The organism is Siminovitchia acidinfaciens (assembly GCF_003605385.1).
In the GTDB taxonomy this organism is placed as follows: Bacteria; Bacillota; Bacilli; order Bacillales; family Bacillaceae_C; genus Siminovitchia; species Siminovitchia acidinfaciens.
In genome coordinates this window covers 22,035-46,595 of sequence record NZ_QYTV02000009.1, presented here as the reverse complement: position 1 = coordinate 46,595, position 24,561 = coordinate 22,035, and the positions used below count along the sequence as shown (strand labels likewise).

Genomic DNA, 24,561 nt, shown 5'->3' with positions numbered 1-24,561 from the left:
AAAAATAGTTAAACTCCTCTTTTTAACCCAGTCACAATCTGTTCACAAAAAATCCAAGTGCATATTCAAACGGCAAACAATGCTGTTCCAATAAGAAAAAATCCCTACGCGGTTGTTTTAACAGCCTCGTTACACCTATTGTGGTGTGCTTCCTAATATTTATGCTGGCGGTATTCTCCCCGTAATAATAAAAATACACCTTGACTTTTAACCTTTAAATGTCTACTATATAAAAACAAATGTATTTTACAGACAGACAGAAAGGTGAGGGATTTTTAATGAAGAAAGACTATGTATCTATCGGATTATTAGGTTTGGGAACTGTTGGTTCCGGTGTAGTTCAATTAGTTGAAAACCACCAGGATGAGTTAAGACATCAACTCGGATGCGGTGTTAAAGTGAAAAGCATTCTTGTACGGAACACAGAAAAAGAAAGAGACATTCAAATTGGCCAGACCTTCCTCACCTCTAACCCAGATGATGTACTGCAGGACCCTGAAATCGATCTTGTCGTGGAAGTCATGGGCGGAATTGAAGAAGCGAAAGAGCACATCACAAAAGCAATCCAAGCTAAAAAACATGTGGTTACTGCGAACAAAGACTTGATCGCCCTGCACGGCCCTGAATTACAAAAATCAGCTGTTGAAAACGGCGTTGACCTTTTCTACGAAGCGAGTGTCGGCGGCGGTATCCCAATTTTACGCGGATTGACTGAAGGGCTTGTGTCCGACCGATTGAAAAAAGTAATGGGTATCGTTAACGGTACAACTAATTACATTTTAACAAAGATGGAAGAAGAAGGTCAGTCCTATGAGGATGCGTTGAAAAAAGCGCAGGAACTCGGATTTGCGGAAGCTGATCCAACAGCTGACGTCGAAGGTTTAGATGCAGCGAGAAAAATGGCCATCCTTGCCAGACTCGCCTTCTCTACGAGCGTCGATCTTGATGACGTTGAAGTTGAAGGTATCAGCAAACTATCCCTTGAAGACCTGCATTATGGACAAAAGCTGGGCTATACAATGAAACTGATCGGTTTTGCCCAAGTTGATGACAATAAACTAGAAGTAAGTGTCCAGCCTACATTTTTATCCAAGAGCCATCCGCTCTCCTCTGTGAAAAACGAATATAATGCCATTTATGTCCAGGGTGAAGCTGTTGGGGAAACAATGTTCTACGGACCTGGAGCAGGAAGCTTGCCAACCGCTACTGCGGTCATGGCTGACGTTGTAGCAGTCATTAAAAATTTGCTGCTTGAAGTGAATGGAAAAAGTGCTGTAGCCCCTAGATATGAAAGTGTGTTAAAATCACCTCAGGAGCGTTTTGGACAATTCTATTTCAGACTTCACTTGGCAGACGAAGTCGGAGCATTTTCTCAAATCACAACTTTATTCAACGAGTTGGATATCAGCTTTGAGAAAATCTTGCAAACTCCGCTCAATAAAGGGGAACTGGCTGAGATTATCATCGTAACGCATACAGTTTCCTTGGATAACTTCCAAGAAGCTCTAATGAAGCTTAGAGATTTGTCAGTAGTAAAAGACGTTATCAGTTATTATCGTGTAGAGGGGAATGGAGACAAATGAACTGGCCGGGCCTGATCTCGCATTATCAAACATATTTGCCTGTGACAGAAAAAACACCAAGATTAACACTTCAGGAAGGTAATACTCCTTTAGTACATCTGGCCCATTTATCAGAAGAATTGGGAATCGGATTGTACGCAAAAGTAGAAGGTGCAAACCCTACTGGATCTTTTAAAGACCGCGGTATGGTAATGGCAGTAGCAAAGGCTGTGGAAGACGGAAGCAAATCAATCATTTGCGCTTCCACTGGAAATACATCAGCGGCTGCGGCGGCTTATGCTGCTAAAGCAGGAATCAGAGCGATCATCGTGATTCCAAACGGAAAAGTCGCACTCGGTAAGCTAGCGCAAGCGATGATGTACGGTGCGGAAATCGTAGAAATCGAAGGCAACTTTGATGAAGCTTTGACAATGGTCCGCAAAATCAGCGAGACAGCACCTGTCACACTTGTAAACTCAGTCAATCCTTACCGGATTGAAGGCCAAAAAACAGCTGCGTTCGAAATTTGCGACCAGCTTGGCGCTGCACCGGACGTTTTGGCAATCCCTGTAGGGAATGCTGGAAACATCAGCGCCTATTGGAAAGGTTTCAAAGAATACAACGAAGAAAAGCGGACTGGACTTCCTAAAATGTTCGGTTTCGAAGCAGAAGGCGCAGCGGCGATTGTCAAAGGTGAGCCTATCGCAAATCCTGAAACTGTAGCAACCGCCATTCGGATTGGAAACCCTGCAAGCTGGAACCTTGCAACGGCTGCAAGAGACGAATCCGAAGGTAAAATCGAGTCCGTTACAGATGCTGAAATTTTAGAAGCATTTCAATTGATCGCCCGCAAGGAAGGCGTGTTCGCCGAGCCTGGATCATGCGCATCCATTGCCGGTGTACTTCAGCAAGTGAAAAACGGCAGCATCAAAAAAGGCAGCAAGGTAGTAGCAGTATTGACAGGAAATGGGTTAAAAGATCCGCAAACTGCCATTTCTCAAATCGAATACGATCCAGTTGTCCTGCCGAACAAGGAAGACGTGATTCTAGACTATATCAAAGGTGTTGTTAATGCATGAACGGCTTCACAATTTCTGTTCCGGCAAGCTCCGCTAACATCGGTCCCGGATTCGATTCTGCCGGAATGGCATTGAACCGTTATTTGACGCTGCACGTCCAAGAGAGCAGCGAATGGATGTTTGAACACCGATCAAAGCATCTTCCTCCTGCGGAAGCGGCTAAAGATCATTTTATTTATCAGATGGCGGAAAGGATGGCTTCGGAATTTGAAGCCGTCCTTCCTCCTTGTAAGGTGATAGTTGAAAGCGAGATTCCTTTGGCCCGCGGCATGGGCAGCAGCGCCTCCGCAGTCGTTGCCGGAATTGAGCTGGCCAACCAGGTTTGCAGACTGGAGCTAAACCAAGAGCAAAAACTGGAGTGGGCCACAAAGTTTGAAGGCCATCCGGACAATGTTGCTCCGGCGCTGCTCGGAGGGCTGATCATCACAGCAGAAACCAAGCAAACGGACAAAGTTGAGTATTTCCAAACTAGCAATCTTAACATGGATCTTGTCCTTTATATCCCTGATTTTGAATTGAAGACAGAAACAGCCAGAAAAGTCCTTCCCGAAACATTCAGCCGCACTGATGCAACGGCTGCAAGCGGGATTGGAAATGTCATGATTGCAGGACTTATTTCCGGCAATTATGAGCTGGCCGGCAGAATGATGGAAGCCGACCTTTTTCATGAGCCGTACCGAGCTTCATTGATCCAAAACTATGATGAAATTCGTCAGGCTGCAAAAGAAATGGGAGCCTACGGTACTGTTATCAGCGGTGCTGGACCGACAATGATTTCTTTTGCTCCAAAAGGGACCGGAGAATCAATTGTAAAAGGGATGCAGGCGGTTTTGCCAGACTATTCCGTTGAACTGATGGAAGTCGATCGAAACGGTTTACGGGTTGAGAAGCTACAACTTTGCAAGTGAAAAAAAGGAACGTTCACATCACGCGAACGTTCCTTTTTTTATGGTTTAGCAAACTATAAAATTTTATGTTTGTGGATAACTTGTTAATCGGTATATGCTTCATCCAGCTCCAGCGCCTATCGACTAGCAGACTTCGCGCTTCCGCCTACGATAAGTCAACATCGGCTCCTTTGTCGCCGTGTTTCCTTTATCTCGTTGGAGGCACTCCAGTCTGTACGTCGATGAACAGGCGCTTCCGCCTTTGTTATTTACTTTACTTCAATTTCATGTTCTTCATGTTCGTGCAAATCTTTATCATCTTCCACATGAATTTGAATGTTGTATTTTCCAGCATCCTTAAATGTGAAGGCACTTGTGTATTCTCCCGGTTTTGATTCCTTCGCATCCACAAATTCATGTTTGTCTGATATGTCATAATTCCAAATTTCAAAGCGGACACGGGCAGCTTCCATAGGTTGGTTCTCAAGTTCAAGATGAACCATAAGCTCAGTTTTCTTTCCTGCTTCTACCTTCTTTGGCTCCATGAAGTGCATACTAAACCCCTCAGTATGGTGGTGGCCGTGATCATCACCATCATGGTGTTCATGCTCCCCATGCTCTCCGTGATGATGGTCTCCCTCTTCTTCAGCTGGAGCCCCTTCCCCGACGCTCACTGTTTTTTTCGGCATCGTATGCAATCCTCTTGCTGTCACATGTACCTGTACAGTGTACACGCCGTCTGTATCAAAAGACTTCTCCGCTTCATAAGTGCCGTCATTATTGTTTTTTGCTTCGATCATTTCACTGTCTTCTTTTTTTCCTTCTTCCCATACTTCGAACTCAACTTCATCGGCATCTTTTATTTTTTCATCACCTTGCGTAACAATTGCTTTAAAAGGTACAGCTTCATTTACATCTGCCGTTTCCTGCAATTCCAGCTCCACATCCAACGGTTTTGGAATATCATCTTCTGACTCCTCATTTCCCGCCTTGCCGCAAGCGGCTAAAATAAGAACCAACATTCCGATTACAATCGGCCAAAGTTTAAATTTCATTCAGTTTCCCTCCAAAACAATGATCAACGCTACACTTAACTTTACAACAGGATTGTGTGCAACAAGTGAAATCCTCGCATCTATTTATCGAATGAAACAGGCATAATCGGAAGATTGATAAACACAGATGTTCCTTTATCAATTTCGCTTTCAATTTGGAGCGATCCGCCGTGCAGTTTTGCCAGTTTTTCTACGATTGACAATCCCAGCCCAGTCCCGCCTTCTTTTCTTGTTCTAGCCTTATTGACCCTGTAAAACCGTTCCGTGATTTTTTTCAAATCTTCTTCGGGCATGCCAGTTCCGGTATCAGTTATTGTAATTAATCCAAGCGATTCATCCTTTAATGATAATGTTACTGAGATCCTTCCGCCGTCTTCGGTATGCCTGATGGCATTGTCAAGCAAATTCAACAGCATCTGTTCCAAACGCTCCTCATCCACTTCGGCGATCAACTCATAGTTCAACCGCCTCTCCAGATGAATACCTTTTTGGAGCACCCGCTGGTTCACCTTTTCTATCGATTCTTCGATGGTTTGAGCCAGCGGAACAGGCATTTTGTTCAATGTAAATTCCTTTGATTCGAATTTTGCCAAATCCAAAAGATCATCTACAAGCCGTTCCATCCGTGCAGCTTCACGCATTATGATCTGTTTGTACTTTTCCTTGTCTTTTTGAGGAGCAACGCCTGTCTGTATGGCTTCCATATAACCTTTAATATAACTAAGAGGCGTTCTCAGTTCATGTGAAACATTTGCTAAAAATTCCTTTTTTCGTTCGTCTTCCTTTTGGATGGATTCGGCCATCTCATTGAATGTATGAGCCAGCTGGCCAATTTCATCGTCGGGATAGTCAGCCACCCTTACAGACAGATTGCCGTCCGACAATTCCCCGGCAGCCACCCTCATTTCCTTTAAAGGTTTAAATGTCTTCTTCAGCCACTTATTCCATAAGGTTAAGGCAATAACCAAAAATAAAACAGCTCCAGCAACCCAATAAATGGAATAATGCAGTGTCATTTCACTCAGATTGGCAAGCGGGTAGTATAAATATATAATTCCTTCAAGTCTTTTTCCGTCCAAAAGTGGAATAGCAACCGAAATGACATCCCGATTCAAACGCTCTACATGTCCTTTTTTATAAACCGGTTCGCCTTTTAAGAGTGCTGTGCGATCCTCTCCACTGATCAGGGTCTCGTAGTCTACATCAAACGGGAGGCACATACTCAATTCTCGTGGATTTTTTACAGCAAACACCTCAAACTGAGACTTCCTCCCAAACCAATTCACTTCATCGATAAAAGTGTCAGAAACCGGACCGCTCTCATAGGAGTGAGCAAGCCTCTCCCCTGTTTCAAGCATTTCCGTTTTCAGGTTATTTACATACAGACGCTCATATAAAAAATATGAAAATAATGAAGCATATAAAATTGATACAATAAAGGCTATGACCAAGGCTATCGATATTTTTCGCGTCAAACCAATTTTCATTGCGGCACCTCAAATTTATAGCCGCAACCCCACACTGTCTGTATATACCGGCCTGCTTCCTCCCCTACCTTCATCCGAAGGGTTTTTATATGCGTATCGACTGTCCGAAGTCCTCCCTGGTAGGCGATATCCCATACTTTTTCAAGCAACTCTTCCCGAGAATAGACCTTTCCCGGATATTCCATCATCACTTTGAGCAGTTCAAATTCTTTAAAGGTCAATTGCACCTCGTCGCCCATCACGAAAAGCTTCCTTTGTTCTTCATCCATCAGAAAGCATCCGTGTTCCGTCACAGCTTGGGGTTTATTGGATGCGGATCTTCTTAATACCGCGTCTATTCTTGCCACTAGCTCCCCAGGCGAAAATGGCTTGACAATATAATCGTCCGCCCCCAGCCTCAGCCCTTTCACCTTGTCCCATTCTTCTCCCTTTGCAGATAAAAATATGATCGGAACATTGCTCTCTTCACGGACTTTCTCGCAAATTTCAAATCCGTCCGTACCGGGGAGCATGATATCAAGTAGAATCAGGTCCGGCCCTTCTTTTGAAAAAGCATGCTGGAGCTGCTCGAATCCATCGACTTCGGTTGTGCGATATCCTGAATTTTGCAAGTACATGGATATCAGGTCTCTCATTTCTTCTTCATCATCCACGACCAACACGTGTACCATCAATTCACCTTCTCTCTCGTAAAAACAACAAATGGCCCTTTCCCGACATCGACAGCCTTTTCAATGTCCAGTGTTAATGGATTGACCCAGTAGAGCTTTTCACTGTCAAAACCAGCAACGAGAAGCTTGCCGTCTAATGACTCTATCGAAAACGGATTGGCCCCCACTTCTGTTTGCTGAATCAATTCCTTATTAGAATTATAATGATAAAGCATATTGGTCCCATGGCTTAACGCATATATTCCTTTATCATTTTCATAAAAAGCAACAGGCATCAAAGGTGCAGGCACCTCGTTTACCAAACTCCCCATTTCTAAAGAGAATATAGAGATGGCTGATTGAGGCTTATCCTCTTTTCCATGCCCGCCTACCCAAATCTCTTTTTCTTTTTCACGCAGGAGCAGTCCTGCAGAAGATGTAGGAATATCGAACTCATTATCTATTTCATGACTTTTCAGGTTGATGATCGTAAGTTTTCCACCCTTGAAAGATGCCACATACAGATACTCTCCATCTGCCTTCATCGCCATTGGATATTCAGGTGTTTTTACACTTTTGACCTCATCCCCGTCTCCGTTAAAAAAGCGGATCTTGTTTTGATTTTTATCTGCCAAAGCAAAAATCTGGCCTTCTTTTAAGTAAATGACATTGCATATGCCTTTGTCTGTCTTAAAACTCTTAGTTATAGAGCCTGCTTTCAGAGAATAAAAATCAACTTCCTCAAGCTCCGGTCCATAAAGGATCAATGTATCTCCATCAGGCAGAAGCGTTGCGCCGGTGTATGCCTTTTTCATTTCCCAGCGTGCCATCTTCTCTCCTGCTTCATTTAAAAAGTCTATACTGAAGTCCCCCACATTCAAAGTGGCTGCAAATGATTTCTCTTCATCAATCGGCTGGTGATTCTTTTCCTGACAGCCTGACAATATCAATAATACTGCCAAACAGATAAAAAACACACGCTCTATTTTCATTGTTTCACCTTCATTTTAATACATGCTTGGTCTCATCTTAAGGATAACTCAAAATTGTGTGGTTTATATGAAATGTGCTTGTATAATCAGAGAAAGCGATAACCCTTATAGCTGAACAGAAAAAATATGTATATCGTTTTATGAAAAAAAGAAAAACATTTGGAAGTCCTTGCATCAGCGTTTGCACACTGCACAAAAACACTTCAAATGTTTTCCCTTTACACAATACTTACTTTTTAAAATGGCACTGTCTTTGCTGTAATTATTTATTAGTCCAGTGACCTTTGAATTTTAGGTATGCTAAAAATAACCGTAGTCCCTTGACTAGGATTACTGAAGATTTTTAATCCATTACCGTACATCTGCTGTAAACGTCGATTAGTATTATACAAACCAATGCTTTTCTTATTCATGGGCTGGACAGTGAGGATTTGACTTGATATCTCAGCATCCATTCCAATTCCATCATCAATAACAGCAATTTCCACCTCATTTCCTTTATCAATGATTCGAATGACAACTGTTCCACCTTCAATCCGCTTGAGTACCCCATGTCTAATTGCATTTTCTACCAATGGCTGGATGGATAGAGGAGGGATTTCTATACTGATGGCTTCATCTACTTGCCAAACGATGTTTAATCTATCTCCAAATCTCTCTTTTTCGATAAATAAATAGGAGTTCAGAAGTTCAAGCTCATGATTTAATGGTATAGCCCGAAGCAGGTTTTTTGGATCAAAGCTTTTTCTTAAATAGTTACCGAATTCAGCTAAAAGGTCAGTCATTCTGTTTATATCAATTTCGCTTAGTGAAGCAATTGTATTTAATGTATTGTATAAGAAATGAGGCTGGATTTGGGCCTGAAGCCATGCCGCCTCCATCCGTAGCCGTTCACTTATGGATTGTTTAAGATTGACCAGTGTATTAATGCGTGTTTTCAATTCCAATCCTTCAATTGGCTTTGTCACGTAATCGTTGGCACCTGCTATGAAGCCGGCAACAATATCTTCAGGGTGGCTCCTCGCAGTCAAAAGCAGAACGGGCAACTCAGAGAGTGAAAAGTGTTCACGAATTTTCCGAGTAAGCTCATACCCCGACATATGAGGCATCATAACATCCGCGATGATAACGTCCCATTCCCTAGTATTTAATACAGACAGTGCACCTTGACCACTTGTAGCGGAGAAAACTTCATAAGAACTATCCGAAAAAATACTTTCCAACACCTTTAAATTAACGGGATCATCGTCAACAGCCAATAATCTAACTGGGTTGGAAGAAGATGGCTCCTTTTTTTCAACACTTTTCCTAACTAACATTTCGGCCGCGGCAATTTCCTCAGTCTCATTTTCCTTTGATTTACTTGCTGCTGCCTCCAACTGTGTAGAGTTAACAGATAATTTTAGTGAAAATGTAAATACTGAACCATTATCGGGTTTTGAGGTCACTTCTAGGGTACCCCCATGGAGCTTAACCAGCTGTTTGCAAATGCTTAGCCCGAGACCGAAGCCACTGTCAGTCGAAGCAATGCCATAGGAAGATTGTTCATACGGCTCAAATATTGTTCCTAAAAATTCCTCATCCATGCCAATCCCGGTATCTCGAACTGAAATTCTTGCAAAACCGTCCTGAATCGATGCTTGGACTGATATTTCACCTTCATTCGTGTATTTTACCGCATTGTGAATCAGATTGAACAGAATTTGAATAAGTCTATTTTCATCGGCACAGACATATGGAAAGTTGTTCGGAATACGATTGATTAGCCTAATTGGCCTATCTTCTGTCATATATCGGAGCATATCCATTACAGCTTCCGCAGCACTGTGCAAAGATACATCTGTCGGTTGGATGGAAACTCTCTTTTCCTTTAATCTTGTAAGATCGAGCAAATCATTTAACTGATATGACATACGTTGTCCGACCGTTATAAGTAATTCCAGATCTTTTACGCTTTTTTCTTTAATCATTCTTTCTTCTCTATCCAACACTGATTGGGAAATGTTGATCATTCCATGAAGCGGATTTCGCATTTCATGTGCAACAGTGGCTAAGAAGTTGTCTTTTTGCTTATCAGCTTCCTGAAGCTCAATGGCTAGATCCTGTGACTCATCCAAAACACGAAAATACTGTTTGAACCAATACGTGGCAAAACAGACCATCGCAATCAATAGATCAAATGGATAAGAAACCATTTCAATCTGTAGTGCCTCATTGATTAAAAGCCATATCAAGCTTCCGATCGAGGCGACGGCAGCCAACAGTAAAAAAATGTTATCTTTATCGATTCGTGTTGAAGCACGGTACATGACCAGCGGTGTTAATAAACAAGGAATAAGCATGACGGCACCATAAAACAACTTTAATGACAAGTTAATGCTTGCCGGAAAAACTAAAATAACCAACACTGATAAGCTGCAAAGTACCATATAGCCAATATGTATTTTGTTGCGGAAGTCATCGGTTAACTGATGCTTTATGGATTGCAAGAGAAAATAGCCACCGGCGACCATTGTAAGGTTGAGGATCTTTACACCCCACTCATAATTTAAGGGTAGCCATGCAAACAGTAAACGTTCACCGATTAATGTTCCAAGAACAATACAAACGACCATCAAAGAAAAATGAAACAGCCTCCAGTCACGATTTCCCACTAAAAATAAAATGAAACTGTACAGTGCATGGAGCATATAGACTATACAAGCACCAAGAACAATACTCGTAGCAAATGTGGTATCTTTTGTAAAAGGTTCTGCCAAACCGAATTTAATTGAGCGATTAATCCCACCACTGATAGGATTGTCAAAATTGGCAATCTGAATGACAAGTTCAATTTCATTTGTATCTTCAATGGTGAAGTATGTAGTTTGGGGAATGGTTAATGGTGTATATTGCTGCTTATCATCAGCAGGTTGACCTGACTGGGTAATCAATTTCCCGTTAACATATACTTCCGACGAACTATCAATGTCTGGTATATATATACCGTAACTATTACCAATTTCAGGATTGACCAAGATGCGCAAACGGTATGAACCAAAACCGTACTGGTCTGATGTGTTATTCGGAATAACCCAATCACCCGGGGTTAGGGCCATTCTTCCTTCCTTTTCAATATGTTCAGTTTCTGCATGCTTTTTCATAAGAAGTGTACTGGGAAAAAATTCCCACTCACCATCAAGTGTAATTGAATGTTCAGTTATCGGCTTCCAATTGCGCAAATCAAGTTCACCTGAAATAGCGCGCGGGTGATCAGGAGCTTTATGATAACCAAGCCAAGACAATCGAAAAATTGTGAGTATGATAAAAAATATCAATACTATGAGAATAACTTTTCTGTTAGATAACATATCAATATTATTTTTTTCATAATTCCATCCTGGAATGATGGTCTATGCTAAAATTCCTTTCCAATTTTGATACCACTGCGATATCTCCGGTGCGGGTTCTGTACCGTATTCTTCGAATAGCATATCTTCAAGTCTATGATACTGTTGTTCTACAAAATGGCGTTCACCGAGCAGGTCATATAACCGCATTAGCATAAAATAGATTTCTTCGCTATATGGATTCAACGCTTGCACACGTTGACAAATAAGCAGTGCTTTTGTATGCTCTTTTTTTTGGATTAGCATCTCAGCTGTTTTCTGTGTAAAATAAAGCCAGAAAACCCTTAATCGTTCCCTTTCACTTTCAGCCCATAAATAACTTTCCTTTTCTAAGTAATCGCCGCTGTATAAATCCAATAGTTTCTGAACTGACTCCAGTTCCGGATGACTTTCATTAAATATTTCTTCCAGTCTCTCAAACTCATCTATATCTACCTTAATTTGCTGCATATCAATCATATAGGTCTGTTCACGACTTTTTATTTCAATGTCGAAACCGATTGAAGCCAGCGTTTTTCGGATTTGGTATATGGCTGCATACAGCTGGGCATAACCCTTTTCCGGTTCAGATTCCGCCCAGAATAAATCAATTAACACTTCTTTTCCAACCGGCTCCCTCCGATGATGAACGAGATAGGCGAACAGTTCTTTAGCCTTGGTAGTCCTCCAGTGGACATCGATAGCCTCCAGTTCATCGCCTTCCCAAACAAACCGCAGTGTCTGAAAGCAGCATATCATGCCAGTACACGTGCTCTCTCCTTTTTCCACATTTGTGTCCTCAAATAATTGCAACCTTTTAATCGTTTCATTCAGCCGTTTTCTCTGAATAGGCTTCATGACATAGTCTACTGCATTCAGCTCAAACGCTTTAACGGCATATTCATCATAAGCTGTCACAAATACTACATGTACATTTGAACACGTACTTTGAATATTTTCAGCAAGCTCTATCCCGCTTATTGTGGGCATCTCAATATCAAGAAAAACAACATCTGGCTGCTCATGCATGATAGCCTTGAGTCCTTGCAGCGGACTCAAGTATTTTCCAATAACTTCCACAACAGCTATGTCTTTAAGTAGTTTCTCCATATGCTCCATGGCTAAAGGTTCATCATCAATCAAGATTGCTCTCACGTCTGATTACCACCTTTTGATTCCGTATCAATTATTTCAATTACAGAATATTTCGCCTGGATTGTCAAGACAATAAAGAAGTCAGCTTTTGCGTTTAGCGTAAATGATATAACGATCGGGGGCATTTCCGACATACCTAAAAGGATAACACGTGGTGACAGTTAACAGCTCTTCATCTATCTCCGGTCGAATGACAGTCAAATCATCAGCTCTAACAATTTCAGTTTTTTCAATGATATATTGAAATTGACCGTAAGGCATCTTCACCACAAGAAGATCGCCGATATTCAGCTCCCCTAGCCGACGAAACACCGTATCTCTGTGTCCTGAAAGAACAATTTGCCCTTGTTCCGTAGGAAGTGAGGTTCCATTATAATGTCCAACTCCTTGCGCCAGTTCGTCTTCATCCACACCTTCAATGATAGGTAAAGACTCATCTAAAGTTGGCAATTCAAGTATCCCTATTTCCTCACCAACTTTTGGATCAAAAGAATACGACTTAGGGCCGGCATCATTCGAAATGATTTCCTTTGCACGTTGTAAAGAATCATTCTGCATTTGGTTTGAATTCCAAATATGGAACCCGCTGTATCCGATGAAACACAATCCAATAATAATCAATATTATGGCTGAAAACCTCATGGTTAACCCCCCAGTCTTTTATTAGGGCAGCTCTTTTTTTCGATTACATAAATTTATTATTTACAAATTCGCTAAAATGGATATCTCTGTAATATGTCAACAAATTGAAAAACTCCCACATACACTATTGGCATGTGGAAGCTTTTCCATTATTGTTGTCTTTTTCTGCTCGTACGCGCAAGCACTACTCCTGCAAAAAGCAATATAATGCCTGCTAATGCAAAGTTGAATAAAGATGTTGCCGTGTTTGGAAGTTTGTAGCCACTTTTTCCCTCATTACCAGATTGGACTGGACTCGTACCAGTTTCAACTGGTTTCCCTGGGTCAATCGGCATACCATCGCCAGGTTGCTCTGGATCTGTTGGTGTTACAGGCGATATAGCAGTATTCTCGACAATCAATGTCAATGCCTCTTTTTGGCCTTTTTCGATTGTGAAGGCAATCCGCTCCTTAAGCTTTTCATATCCTTCAGGAGCTCTTGTTTCGATCATTTGATAGTTGCCCGGCTTCAATCCAGATACTGATAGTTTTCCAGATTTATCTGTCGTCAAGCTTTCTTTGATCGTTTTTCCTTCCGCATCCTGCAATTCGAATTCAGCACCTGACAATGTGATTTGGTGGTTGTCTTTATCTACCTTTATCAGTTCGACCTCACCAAAAATCAATTTGTTTGTAATGTCAAAACCGGAAACAATTGATTCATATCCTTCGACGGCATGTTCCTGAACTGAATAAGTATATACTTTACCTTCTTCGTCATATTTTTCTAAGTCGGCAAAGCTGTACTTCCAGTCAGTGTCGGCTGTCACATCGGCTGTATCGATTACATCACCGTTTTGAAGAAGGTCTACTTTGATCATTTCTGGACGATCTGTAAAGTTATCGTCTTCCCATGTCTTTGTTCCTTCTACAGTTGTCTTGCCTACACGTAAGTTTGTGATATCAAAGCCATTAATCGTGGTTTCATAACCATCAACCGCTTTTTCATTAATTTCATACGCATAAGCTTTACCGTCTTTATCAAATGCTGGTAGATCTGCTACTTCAAGTGACCAATCTTTTTCTTTCGTTAGTGTGAATGTTTCAACGAGCTCTTTATCACCATCTGTGATTGATCTAAATAACTCTACCTCAATTGTGTCTGGACGATCTTTGGAACCAGGATCTAACCACGTTTTTGTGATTTCAATTGTTTTCACTTCTGTACGTATATTGGTGATTGTAAAGCCTTCGACCTCTGAAGCGTAACCTGGCACATCATGTTCTTTCACCGTGTACTCATAAACTTTACCAGCTTCATCGTACTTCGGTAGATCCTTGATTGTTAGTTTCCAATCTTTTTCTTTCGTTATTTCATACTCTTCATAAAAATCACCGTTCTGAAGTAAGTTTACTTTAATTGTTTCTGGACGTTCTGTATCATTTTCATCCTTCCACAATTTCGTTACTTCCACTTCAGTTGTACCGACACGCAAGTTAGTAATGTCATTACCTTCAATTGTTTTCTTATAGCCATCAACAGCTTCTTCATCAACTGAATATACGATTTCTTTACCTTGGTTATCATACTTATCAAGGCCTGTAAATTCGTATGTCCAGCTTGAATCTTCGTTGACTTCAACTGTCTTACCTGTTTCCTCACCGTTCGCTAGTAACTTAACGGTGATTGATTCCGGACGATCTTTGGAATTATCATCCAACCATGTTTTTGTTCCTTTTATTTCAGTCTCGCCAACACCTAAGTTTGTGATGTCAAAACCATTAATCGTGGTTTCATAACCTTTAACTTCTACTTCATCAACTGAATATACGATTTCTTCACCTTGGTCATCATACTTATCAAGGCCTGTAAATTCGTATGTCCAGCTTGAATCTTCGTTGGCTTCAACTGTCTTACCTGTTTCCTCACCATTTGCTAGTAACTTAACGGTGATTGATTCAGGACGATCTTTGGAGTCATCATCTAACCAAGTTTTCTTTCCTTTTACTTCAGTTTCGCCTACACGTAAGTTTGTGATGTCAAAGCCATTAATCGTGGTTTCGTACCCATCAACCGCTATTTCATTAATTTCATACGCATAAGCTTTACCGTCTTTATCAAATGCTGGTAGATCTGCTACTTCAAGTGACCAATCTTTTTCTTTCGTTAGTGTGAATGTTTCAACGAGCTCTTTATCACCATCTGTGATTGATCTAAATAACTCTACCTCAATTGAGTCTGGACGATCTTTGGAACCAGGATCTAACCACGTTTTTGTGATTTCGATTGTTTTCACATCTGTACGTGTATTGGTGATTTTAAAGCCTTCGACCTCTGAAGCGTAACCTGGCACATCATGTTCTTTCACCGTGTACTCATAAGCTTTACCAGCTTCATCGTACTTCGGTAGATCCTTGATTGTTAGTTTCCAATCTTTTTCTTTCGTTATTTCATACTCTTCATAAAAATCACCGTTCTGAAGTAAGTTTACTTTAATTGTTTCTGGACGTTCTGTATCATTTTCATCCTTCCACAATTTCGTTACTTCCACCTCAGTTGTACCGACACGCAAGTTAGTAATGTCATTACCTTCAATTGTTTTCTTATAGCCATCAACAGCTTCTTCATCAACTGAATATACGATTTCTTTACCTTGGTTATCATACTTATCAAGGCCTGTAAATTCGTATGTCCAGCTTGAATCTTCGTTGACTTCAACTGTCTTACCTGTTTCCTCACCATTTGCTAGTAACTTAACGGTGATTGATTCAGGACGATCTTTGGAGTCATCATCTAACCAAGTTTTCTTTCCTTTTACTTCAGTTTCGCCTACACGTAAGTTTGTGATGTCAAAGCCATTAATCGTGGTTTCGTACCCATCAACCGCTATTTCATTAATTTCATACGCATAAGCTTTACCGTCTTTATCAAATGCTGGTAGATCTGCTACTTCAAGTGACCAATCTTTTTCTTTCGTTAGTGTGAATGTTTCAACGAGCTCTTTATCACCATCTGTGATTGATCTATATAACTCTACCTCAATTGAGTCTGGACGATCTTTGGAACCAGGATCTAACCACGTTTTTGTGATTTCAATTGTTTTCACTTCTGTACGTGTATTGGTAATTGTAAAGCCTTCTACCTCTGAAGCGTAACCTGGCACATCATGTTCTTTCACCGTGTACTCATAAGCTTTACCAGCTTCGTCGTACTTTGGTAGATCCGTGATTGTTAGTTTCCAATCTTTTTCTTTCGTTATTTCATACTCTTCATAAAAATCACCGTTCTGAAGTAAGTTTACTTTAATTGTTTCTGGNTGATTATTAGTTTCCAATCTTTTTCTTTCGTTATTTCATACTCTTCATAAAAATCACCGTTCTGAAGTAAGTTTACTTTAATTGTTTCTGGACGTTCTGTTTCATTTTCATCCTTCCACAATTTCGTTACTTCCACTTCAGTTGTACCGACACGCAAGTTAGTAATGTCATTACCATTAATCGTGGTTTTATAACCATCTACTTCAACTTCATCGATAGTATACGTGACTTCATTTCCTGATTCATCGTATTTCACGAGATCAGTAAATTCATATTCCCAATTAGACGCTTCGTTAACTGGAATTTCATTAATTTTTTTACCATTTGCTAAAAGTTCAACAGTAATCGATTCTGGACGTTCCTCAGACTCGATATCTAACCACGTCTTCTTACCTGAAACACCTGTTAATTCAGTGTTCGTAATAACAAATCCGGCTTCCTTATCACCTGTTACTGTTGATTTATAGCCATCAACGGCAGTTTCTTCAACTTGATAGTCAATTTGTTCGCCTGATTCATCATAAACGCGTAAGTCTTTAAATACTGCATTCCAATTATTTTCTTTATTTAATTCAACTGTTTTATCTGTTGGTAAAAGTTTCACAGTCACTGGCTGTGTCTCTCCTCCACCATTGTTCCACTTCTTCTCAACTGAAATATCAGTGAACTTGTTATTCGTCATTGATTTTTCAACGACTTGTAAGTCTTCCGTAATTTCTACATCAATCGGTGTTTCATCCAACTCATAACCTGCTGGTGCTTTTGTTTCAATTAGTTGATACTTACCAAGTAGTAAGTCTTCAATAATAATTTCACCTTTGTCATTCGTTGATAGATTCTCTTTAACTAGTTTACCTTCTGAATCTACTAATTTAAATTCTGCACCTTGAAGTAAGTCATTTGTTACAGCATCTGTTTTGATTAGTTTGACAGATCCTTTAAACTTCTCGTTTTCCATTGAATATGTTAGTGTATTTGGATTATTAACGTCTACTTCAAACTGGATTGCCTCTTTGTTTGTTCGATATCCATCTAAAGCTTTCGTTTCAACAAATTGGTAGAATCCCGCTTCAAGTGTGTTTGATGTTTGGATGTTTCCATATTCATCTGTTGTGAATGATTCAACTTTTACGTACTCATCTTGATCATTTAACTTCTGTAATTCAAACTCCACACCTTTAAGTGGTTCTTTTGTATCTTTGTCTATTTTCGTTAATAGAACAGCACCACGTGGCGTGTTTTTAAGAGATATTTTGACTGGTTCTGGCTCTTTATTGCCGATTTCTACTTTATGCTTAGTCGAATCAAGAACATATCCTTTTGGTGCTTTTGTTTCTTGAATATAATATGTTCCAGCTTGCTTTAAGTCTTTAAATAAGATTTTGCCATTTGTATCTGTGGTTTCTTTTGCAATTTCTTCGTTGGCTGAATTAAACAATGTAAATTCAGCACCTGATAATGCGTTATTCTTATCATCTGTTTTAACCAAATCAATTGCAAAGATAGGTTCGAAGTTTACAACTTGATATTTGTATTCTTCTTTTCCAGTGTTGGAGTCATACTTCTCTTTAATTTCAATCGTTTGTCTTTCATTCAGTGTCACATACCCCTCAGGAACAACGCGTTCATGTAATTCATATTGTCCAAAGAGTAAGCGACCAAAATCAATCTGACCATTTTGGTCTGTCGTACCTGATTTCAACACTTTTCCAGTATCTGCGTCGATCAAATCAAACTCAGCGCCTGCTAAAGGTTTATCGACCCCATCTTTTTTACCGATTTTATCGATGATGAGGTAACCTGCTTCGCCTGAGCCGCCACCTGATCCTAATTGTCTGATATTAAATTTATGTCCACCACCAGTTGTTCCGCCCTCAATCAGGTCGTCACCGGTTACTTTAAAAGTATTGCTTACTTCATCGTTATGCTTCGCAAAGAATAGTGTTGAGTATTCAACGATAAACGCACGTTCTACTTCACTGTTCCACTCGATAGTAAAAGTAAGATCTCCTGGAGTATGGATTAACTTATATTGTTCCGCAGGAACTTCTTGCCCTCTTGCTGCATTTCCACTTCCATCAACTGTTGCTTCATAGACTTTAATTGTATCGATTAAATATTCTTGGTTTTCGGAAATAGTATCTTCTAACTTAAGATTTTCAATCTTTTGCTGCCCAAGGTTGACCGCAACAGTCCAGTGAATTTGCTTACCTTCTTGATAACCAGACTTTTCACCATACTTATCAGATTTAGCGATGCCCACCATAGCATCTAAATCAGATATTTTAGTATTATCATCTAATACTTCTGCTTGGTTCACATATTCTTTTTGGATATCACTTAATCCAGCGAGTGATGTCTTGTACTCGATTTTGTAAGCTTTGTTTGTTGGTCCAATATTGACTTCTAGTGTATTAGCAGCTACATCAACTGTCGCTCCATTTGGATCTATTGGTTCTCCTTCAGTAATAGAGCCATTTAATGCTATAGCTAGTTCTTTTACCACAACTGAATCGGGATCAATTTTTTGATTCCCTTGTGGTGCATCTTTTATAATTAAATTTTCAAAGTCATTTTCTCGGTAATTTGTATGAATCGTCCATGTAATTTCTTTTGTTGCTGGATTATATGATCCATTCTTCCAGTCATTGTTTTTCGTATTATCATTTAGCTCTGTTCCTGTTTCAACTTCTTTTGTAATGGACTCATCCTTGCCTTCCGGTGACCACGTGATTGCTGCCTTGTTTGTCGGCTTATAATCTGGCACTTGGTTAGCAATAAAGCCAGTCTTATATGTAATTACAATTTTTTTATCAGTTGTAAAATCATCTGGGAACTTAATTGTGAATGGATTGCCATCTGTAACGGAATAATCGCCATGTTCTACTTTATTATATGGCTCACCATCAACTGTTATTTTAATCGTATCTTCAAGAAAAGTTAATCCATCACCCAATGTATCTGTAATACTAATTTGCTCCATTGGATATTCATCATGGTTAATTTCAATTTTCCAATCGATTGTTTTCTTATTATAATCGATTGTTCCAGCTGATTTCGATCCATAATACGCACCCACACCTGTGCCAGAACGAGTCGTTTCTGCTCCAAACCCTGCTGTGTTCGCAACGTGAAATCCTTCTAAGACACGATCTTTCACTTTCGTTTTATACGTTACTTTGTATGCCTTATTTGTTGTAATGCCTGTCACTTCAAATTTGTCAGTTCCAGGAACAATCTCAGCACCTTTTGGAAGACCGACATTTTCGGTCTTGTGAGCCACACCCTCTTCATCAATTTTCATTTCAGTGAATATGATATTCCCAACTAATCCCATTTTATCAGCTGGTGTCCATTGATCTGATAAAGTAACATCCTCTAAATTCTCTTCATTATAGTTAAATTCAATTTCCCATTCAATAATCCCTGTTTTTGGATCATAACCTTTGGAAGCTTTTTTCTTAATTGCTTCGCCGCGGTTAATCGTTGCTGTTGCATTTGCTGTAACATCCTCTAGTTTATTATCTTCAAGGGTTGCTTCATTATTAAATTTTTTCTCTTCGTCATTTGTGACGGTTGTGACGTATTCAATGCGGTAAGCATCTTTAATATCTCCGAGTGGGATTGTTAAAACCCCGTTCTCAACTGTTTCCCCTATCACTTTAACTTCTTCTGCATCACCTAAAATATTACCGTATAGATCCGCTTTTAATTTAATAACTTTTAGGCTGCCTTCTTTATATTCAGTACCTTTAGGAAGTAAGTCTGTAACCTTTGCGTCTGTTAGGAATGTTTTATTTTTATTAATGATTACTTCCCAATTAATTTCATTGGCATTATATACTTTATTTGGTGTTCCCTTTTTCTCAATTGTTTTATCTTTATTGCCTTGATTGATTGGAATCCTAATCTCGCCTTCTTCACCAATCGGGTCAATAATCGCTTCCCCATCTTCAACTTCAACATTCTTTTCATCTAATTTAGAAATAATTTCTAGCCAACCTTTTACGTTACTATGTGTTTCAACAAAGTCTGTAAATGTTAATTCAATTTTTTTATCTGTTGATATTTTGTAAGTCGCAACAGTTAGACCAGATCCATCCTTTAATTCACCAGTAATCTCTTCCGTTATTTTAATGCCCTTTGGTAAATCGAATGTTTCAGTATCACCTTTTGCATAATTATGCCCATCTTCTAAATTCCAGTTGAGCTTAAATTTAAACTCATCTTTTGGATCTAATAAATTGTCTTCAGCAAATGGTTCATCTTGTAAATCTGTAACACCGTCTAAATTCAAATGAAATCCTTGCTTTTCGCCGTTATTTGCTTGCATAAGTTCTGTTGCTACTTTTTTAAGTTGTTTATTTCCTAAAGATTTTTCATCTTCCTTCAAGCCAGAGTTGTCTTCCGTTGCTTCTTCTTTAGTTGGTTCCCCTGTCTCATTCGCTACTTCGTCTTTTTCATCTGTAACCTTTTCGTCAGCTTTTTCATCTACATTCGGCTCATTTTCTTTTTGAGCTTCTTCCATTTCCTGTTTGGAGTCTAATTTAAAGGAAACATTAATTATCTTTTGCTGCCCTTTTAAATCAAATGAAATTAATACTGTTTCTTTGTCACCTATGACTTCCTTATTAAAGGAAGCTGGAATCGTTAACTTTCCACCAGCATCGGCGTTATTTACTGCTTCCTCGTAGAATTTCACTGTGAATGTTCCACCTGCAACTTGGAAAGTTCCTAACTTAATGTTGTCAGATGCTGTTAAACTGCCTTGTTGATTTTGAACCTTTAGTTGATTAGGCAACGAGAAGGAGTATGTATCTCCACCACTTACTTCCAATCCTTCTATGGTCCAGTCAAACGTCACATTGACTGCCGAATCCAAATTTGGTTGATGATCTGGATTTTGACGGGCGTCAATGCTATTGCCTTGTTCGTCCGTTAACGTTACATCTGTAAAGATGCTTTGTTCTAATTCTTTAGCAATTGCCGTAAGCGGTACTGAACCGCTTAAGACTGTGTGTGAAACTAGAACAAGGATAAATGTGATAATACCAAACTTTCTTCTCATTACAACTTTCTCCCCCTTTTTTGTTCTGGTTGCTTGATTCTAGGCTAGCTACATAGCGAAAATATCCTAAACCCATTTGCTACAAAACTATTTAATATATTTTCCAATTAATATACTTCTTACCAAATTGATATATTAGACCTATTAACTGAACAAAATCTGTACATCTGACCATATAAAATGATTTTTCCAGTAAGAGGGCGCTTTCATTTAGATAACTGAGTCGATTATTAGCTAAAAAGGTCGAATAATATTTTCACTGAATAATAAGTTGTCTCTTTTTCAGAAATTGTATAGACGAAGTTGTTACCATTCATATTAATTAAAATTTAGGAGGGGATTTGTATGCACAGGTCTCAAATAAACATACGTATATCCAAGGATTTAAAGGAAACATTTTATGCATACTGCGAAAAGGAAAATCTCCAGCCGTCTGTCTTGATCCGCAGTTGGATAGAGGAAGTGGTACAATCAGACAAAGAGGAAAATAACAATTTCGAGTCTAAATGTTTCTTTTTAAGAAAAATCATCTAATGTAGGAGATGCCAAAAATCCCCTCTGTTGCTAAGTTCGCAATAGAGGGGATTTTTTTATGCGTTATACGCAAATTTGTCATCCATATTAAGCTTTGTTCCGCTCACAATCTCCTGAATTTCGGAACCGTCCAGCGTTTCCTTGTGCATCAAAGCCTCTACAAGATTGTCATACTCTGTTTGATGTGCTTTGATAATCAGTTCTGTTTTCTCCAAAGCATCATTAAACAGCTCTTGCATTTTCGCTTCCTTTTCCTGCTTTTGGAAAGTCAAAGTAAAACCATCTTGAAGCATACCTGTATCTACCATTTGTTCCAGGAGATTTTTGGCCTGCTGCACATCGCCGCTGACACCGATGCTGTGTTCGCCAAGATGTAGGCGTTCAGCGACTCCTCCGGCAAGAATCATGCTTACCTGGTCAAGCAGTTCGCTTGTTGTTGAAAGATGCAGTTCCTTTTGGATGGGAGCCACATAGCCAAGTGCCTGACCACGCGGGATGATTGTCGCTTTTCTTACCGTCCCAGGCTTTGTAACCGCCTGGACGAGAGCATGTCCAGCTTCGTGGATTGCCACGCGCCTCTTTGTCTCCGGATCGTTCAATGAACGAGAAGTACTGCCGAGAATTGTCCGGTCAATCGCATAGTCAAGATCATTCTTATTGATCTGCTCTCTTCCTTCACGGATTGCTCTTCTGCTTGCTGATTCAAACAGCGAGCTGATTTCCGCTCCAGAGAAACCGGAAGTACTTTCGGCAAGAGTTCCCAAAGTAGCAGCGACATCCTGCGCCAGGTTTTTGCCTTTTGTATGGATATCGATGATTTCCTTGCGGCCTTTTGTATCAGGTAACGGAACATTGAACGTAAAGTCGATTCTCCCTGGACGAAGAAATGCATCATCCAGCATATCCTTACGGTTTGTAGCGGCAATGAACAGAATACCATCGTTATCATGCCCGCCATCAAGCTGAACAAGCAATTCCGTCAATGTTTTTTCCGTCTCTTCTCCACCATGAGCTTTACGCTTGCCGGCCAGTGCATCAACTTCATCGATAAAAATGACAGACGGCTTTTGCTTCCGGGCATTTTCGAATAACGAGCGTACCCGTGAAGCACCAACACCGACAAACAACTCAGTAAATGCTGAACCGGAAGACGAAAAGAAAGAAGCCCCGATTTCACGGGCAATCGCCTGTGCAAGTAAAGTTTTCCCAGTACCTGGAGGCCCATACAATAAAATTCCTTTGGGTGCATCAATGCCGACTTTCGCCGACCTGCCTGGATCTTTTATTATTTCCAATGTCTGGAGAATTTCCTCTTTCATTTCTTCAGGCAATCCTCCGACATCATCAAGTTTGATAGATGGAAGCGGCGTTTCTTTGGATGTACTGTTTTTCATCGCTGTTACGCCAATTTTTCCTTTTTTATGCAAAACGAACGCTGCACCGAGCATAAGAACAATCAGGCCTCCAACGACCCAGTTTCCTGCCTGGCTGCCATTCGAATATTTATAACTGATATGGTAAGTTTCAATAAGCTTTTCAACCATTTGGCTGTTCGGCCTTATATGGGAGATGAACTTACCGTCCGGAGTCTTGAGATACAACGTCCCGTCGGACGTTTCCTTAAGTGAAACCAATTCGCCATTTTGAGCCTGGATCGTGGATTCCATCTCAGAAAATGGAATGACGGTTCCTTTATCCATTGTTTGGACCGCCGACACGATGCATGCTGCGATGACAATAAGACCGATGGCTATAGGAACAATCTTCATTGTGATCTTGGAATTAGACTTCACTGTTCCAGCTCCTTAATTTATATAAATCTAGTATTAAGTATAACACCAGACAGTTAAATAGGCTATAAGTCATATTATGCCAGAATTGTGAAAGAAAAGCGGAAGCGATCGTTTAGCGACAAACCTAGCGAATTCTTTTCACGATAAAACCCTGAAGATTTTTCCTTCAGGGTTTCATTCAAAGTTAAGGGACTATTGTTAAAATAAGTATAATAACCTATCTGAATAACAGATCTTTATGCCCACCTCAAGGCACTTGCATTTTCTTCAGGAAACCGCCTTTAGTCCCGTCACACCTATTACAATTAAAATTACACTTACAATCCGTGCAATGCTTTTTGATTCATTGAAAAGTAGCATATTAACAAGCACGGCACCTGCCGTACCAACTCCGATCCAAACAGAATAGGCAACTGTCAATTGTAAATAATTAAGCGACTCATATAGGAAAATGAAAGATGCTGCAAATCCCCCAAGATAAAACGCTCCATTTTTGATCGTCTTCTTTTCGCTGAACATTTTCAATCCCATTACACCTGCGATTTCACTGGCAGATGCCAAAAATACGAATAACCATCCCATCATTCTACAGCCTTTCTTTTTTGTTCATCTTTAAGATCAGCAATGTTTAAGCTGATGACCCCAACCACTACGATGAAAATAAATAATAGTTTTCCGGCATTTAGACTTCCTCCAAAAAGGAACACATCCATTAAAGCTGTACCAACCGTCCCGATTCCAGCAAAAACTGCATACACTGTCCCGGTCGGAAGACCTTCGCAAGCTTTGTATAGAAATTGGAAGTCAACTATGATTAATCCAACAACTATCAGCCAATGCCACCAAGTTTCCGCATGATTAAATCCAAAAATCCAAAAAAGCTCAAACAAACTTGTTAATCCAACATAAAACCATGACTTGCTCACAAATAACACTCTCCATTTGACTTCTGACTGACTCTCAGTCATTTTACCGTTCATTATGACTGACTC

16 protein-coding genes are annotated in these 24,561 nt (G+C 39.9%); 4 read left to right on the top strand and 12 right to left on the bottom strand.

The genetic code is table 11. The annotated features are described in order from the left end of the window. Nucleotides 1-278 precede the first annotated feature (278 nt). From D4T97_RS16425 to thrB, 3 genes are read left to right on the top strand one after another with little or no spacing between them, the layout of a single operon-like run. Nucleotides 279-1,583, top strand: a complete 1,305-nt coding sequence (locus D4T97_RS16425; protein WP_126051857.1) for a homoserine dehydrogenase — start codon at nt 279-281, stop codon at nt 1,581-1,583. Further along, nucleotides 1,580-2,641, top strand: a complete 1,062-nt coding sequence (gene thrC, locus D4T97_RS16420; protein WP_126051856.1) for a threonine synthase — start codon at nt 1,580-1,582, stop codon at nt 2,639-2,641. Before D4T97_RS16425 ends, thrC begins: the two co-directional genes overlap by 4 nt. After that, a complete protein-coding gene (gene thrB / locus D4T97_RS16415; protein ID WP_126051855.1) occupies nt 2,638-3,549 on the top strand; it encodes a homoserine kinase in 912 nt (303 codons plus the stop codon). Before thrC ends, thrB begins: the two co-directional genes overlap by 4 nt. A gap of 248 nt (nt 3,550-3,797) precedes the next feature. On the opposite strand, the gene D4T97_RS16410 is transcribed toward thrB, so the two are convergent. The 9 genes from D4T97_RS16410 to D4T97_RS16370 all read right to left on the bottom strand — a co-directional run bounded on the left by D4T97_RS16410 (nt 3,798) and on the right by D4T97_RS16370 (nt 21,242). After that, the gene (locus D4T97_RS16410) at nt 3,798-4,583 is read right to left on the bottom strand and encodes a FixH family protein (RefSeq protein WP_126051854.1); all 786 of its coding nucleotides are present in this window, start codon (nt 4,581-4,583) and stop codon (nt 3,798-3,800) included. Between the two features lie 80 nt (nt 4,584-4,663). Continuing rightward, nucleotides 4,664-6,070 (bottom strand): sensor histidine kinase, encoded by a 1,407-nt coding sequence (locus D4T97_RS16405; protein ID WP_126051853.1) that lies wholly within the window; start codon nt 6,068-6,070, stop codon nt 4,664-4,666. After that, entirely contained in the window at nt 6,067-6,741 is a 675-nt protein-coding gene (locus tag D4T97_RS16400; RefSeq protein WP_126051852.1) for a response regulator transcription factor, read from the bottom strand. Before D4T97_RS16400 ends, D4T97_RS16405 begins: the two co-directional genes overlap by 4 nt. After that, nucleotides 6,741-7,712 (bottom strand): YncE family protein, encoded by a 972-nt coding sequence (locus D4T97_RS16395; RefSeq protein WP_126051851.1) that lies wholly within the window; start codon nt 7,710-7,712, stop codon nt 6,741-6,743. The genes D4T97_RS16400 and D4T97_RS16395 overlap by 1 nt, the downstream gene beginning before the upstream one ends. A gap of 269 nt (nt 7,713-7,981) precedes the next feature. Then, nucleotides 7,982-10,933, bottom strand: a complete 2,952-nt coding sequence (locus D4T97_RS16390) for a hybrid sensor histidine kinase/response regulator (protein ID WP_235872288.1) — start codon at nt 10,931-10,933, stop codon at nt 7,982-7,984. 171 nt (nt 10,934-11,104) lie between these two features. After that, nucleotides 11,105-12,235, bottom strand: a complete 1,131-nt coding sequence (locus tag D4T97_RS16385) for a response regulator (protein ID WP_126051849.1) — start codon at nt 12,233-12,235, stop codon at nt 11,105-11,107. An 81-nt stretch (nt 12,236-12,316) separates the two neighbouring features. Continuing rightward, entirely contained in the window at nt 12,317-12,877 is a 561-nt protein-coding gene (locus tag D4T97_RS16380) for a class D sortase (RefSeq protein WP_126051848.1), read from the bottom strand. Between the two features lie 149 nt (nt 12,878-13,026). Next, nucleotides 13,027-16,191 (bottom strand): Cna B-type domain-containing protein, encoded by a 3,165-nt coding sequence (locus D4T97_RS16375; protein ID WP_126051847.1) that lies wholly within the window; start codon nt 16,189-16,191, stop codon nt 13,027-13,029. Next, nucleotides 16,155-21,242, bottom strand: a complete 5,088-nt coding sequence (locus tag D4T97_RS16370) for a SpaA isopeptide-forming pilin-related protein (protein ID WP_126051846.1) — start codon at nt 21,240-21,242, stop codon at nt 16,155-16,157. The genes D4T97_RS16375 and D4T97_RS16370 overlap by 37 nt, the downstream gene beginning before the upstream one ends. Before the next feature lie 345 nt (nt 21,243-21,587). On the opposite strand from D4T97_RS16370, the gene D4T97_RS16365 reads away from it, so the two are divergent. Continuing rightward, on the top strand, nt 21,588-21,776 hold the full coding sequence (locus D4T97_RS16365) for a hypothetical protein (protein ID WP_126051845.1): 189 nt from the start codon (nt 21,588-21,590) through the stop codon (nt 21,774-21,776). Nucleotides 21,777-21,832: 56 nt separating this feature from the next. Here the strand turns inward: D4T97_RS16365 and D4T97_RS16360 are convergent, their stop codons facing one another. The 3 genes from D4T97_RS16360 to D4T97_RS16350 all read right to left on the bottom strand — a co-directional run bounded on the left by D4T97_RS16360 (nt 21,833) and on the right by D4T97_RS16350 (nt 24,549). Beyond that, a complete protein-coding gene (locus D4T97_RS16360; protein ID WP_408021622.1) occupies nt 21,833-23,569 on the bottom strand; it encodes an AAA family ATPase in 1,737 nt (578 codons plus the stop codon). Nucleotides 23,570-23,836: 267 nt separating this feature from the next. Continuing rightward, nucleotides 23,837-24,151: a DMT family transporter gene (locus D4T97_RS16355; protein ID WP_126051956.1), complete on the bottom strand. Its 315-nt coding sequence runs from the start codon at nt 24,149-24,151 to the stop codon at nt 23,837-23,839. Next, the gene (locus D4T97_RS16350; protein WP_235872287.1) at nt 24,151-24,549 is read right to left on the bottom strand and encodes a DMT family transporter; all 399 of its coding nucleotides are present in this window, start codon (nt 24,547-24,549) and stop codon (nt 24,151-24,153) included. Before D4T97_RS16350 ends, D4T97_RS16355 begins: the two co-directional genes overlap by 1 nt. Nucleotides 24,550-24,561 lie beyond the last annotated feature (12 nt).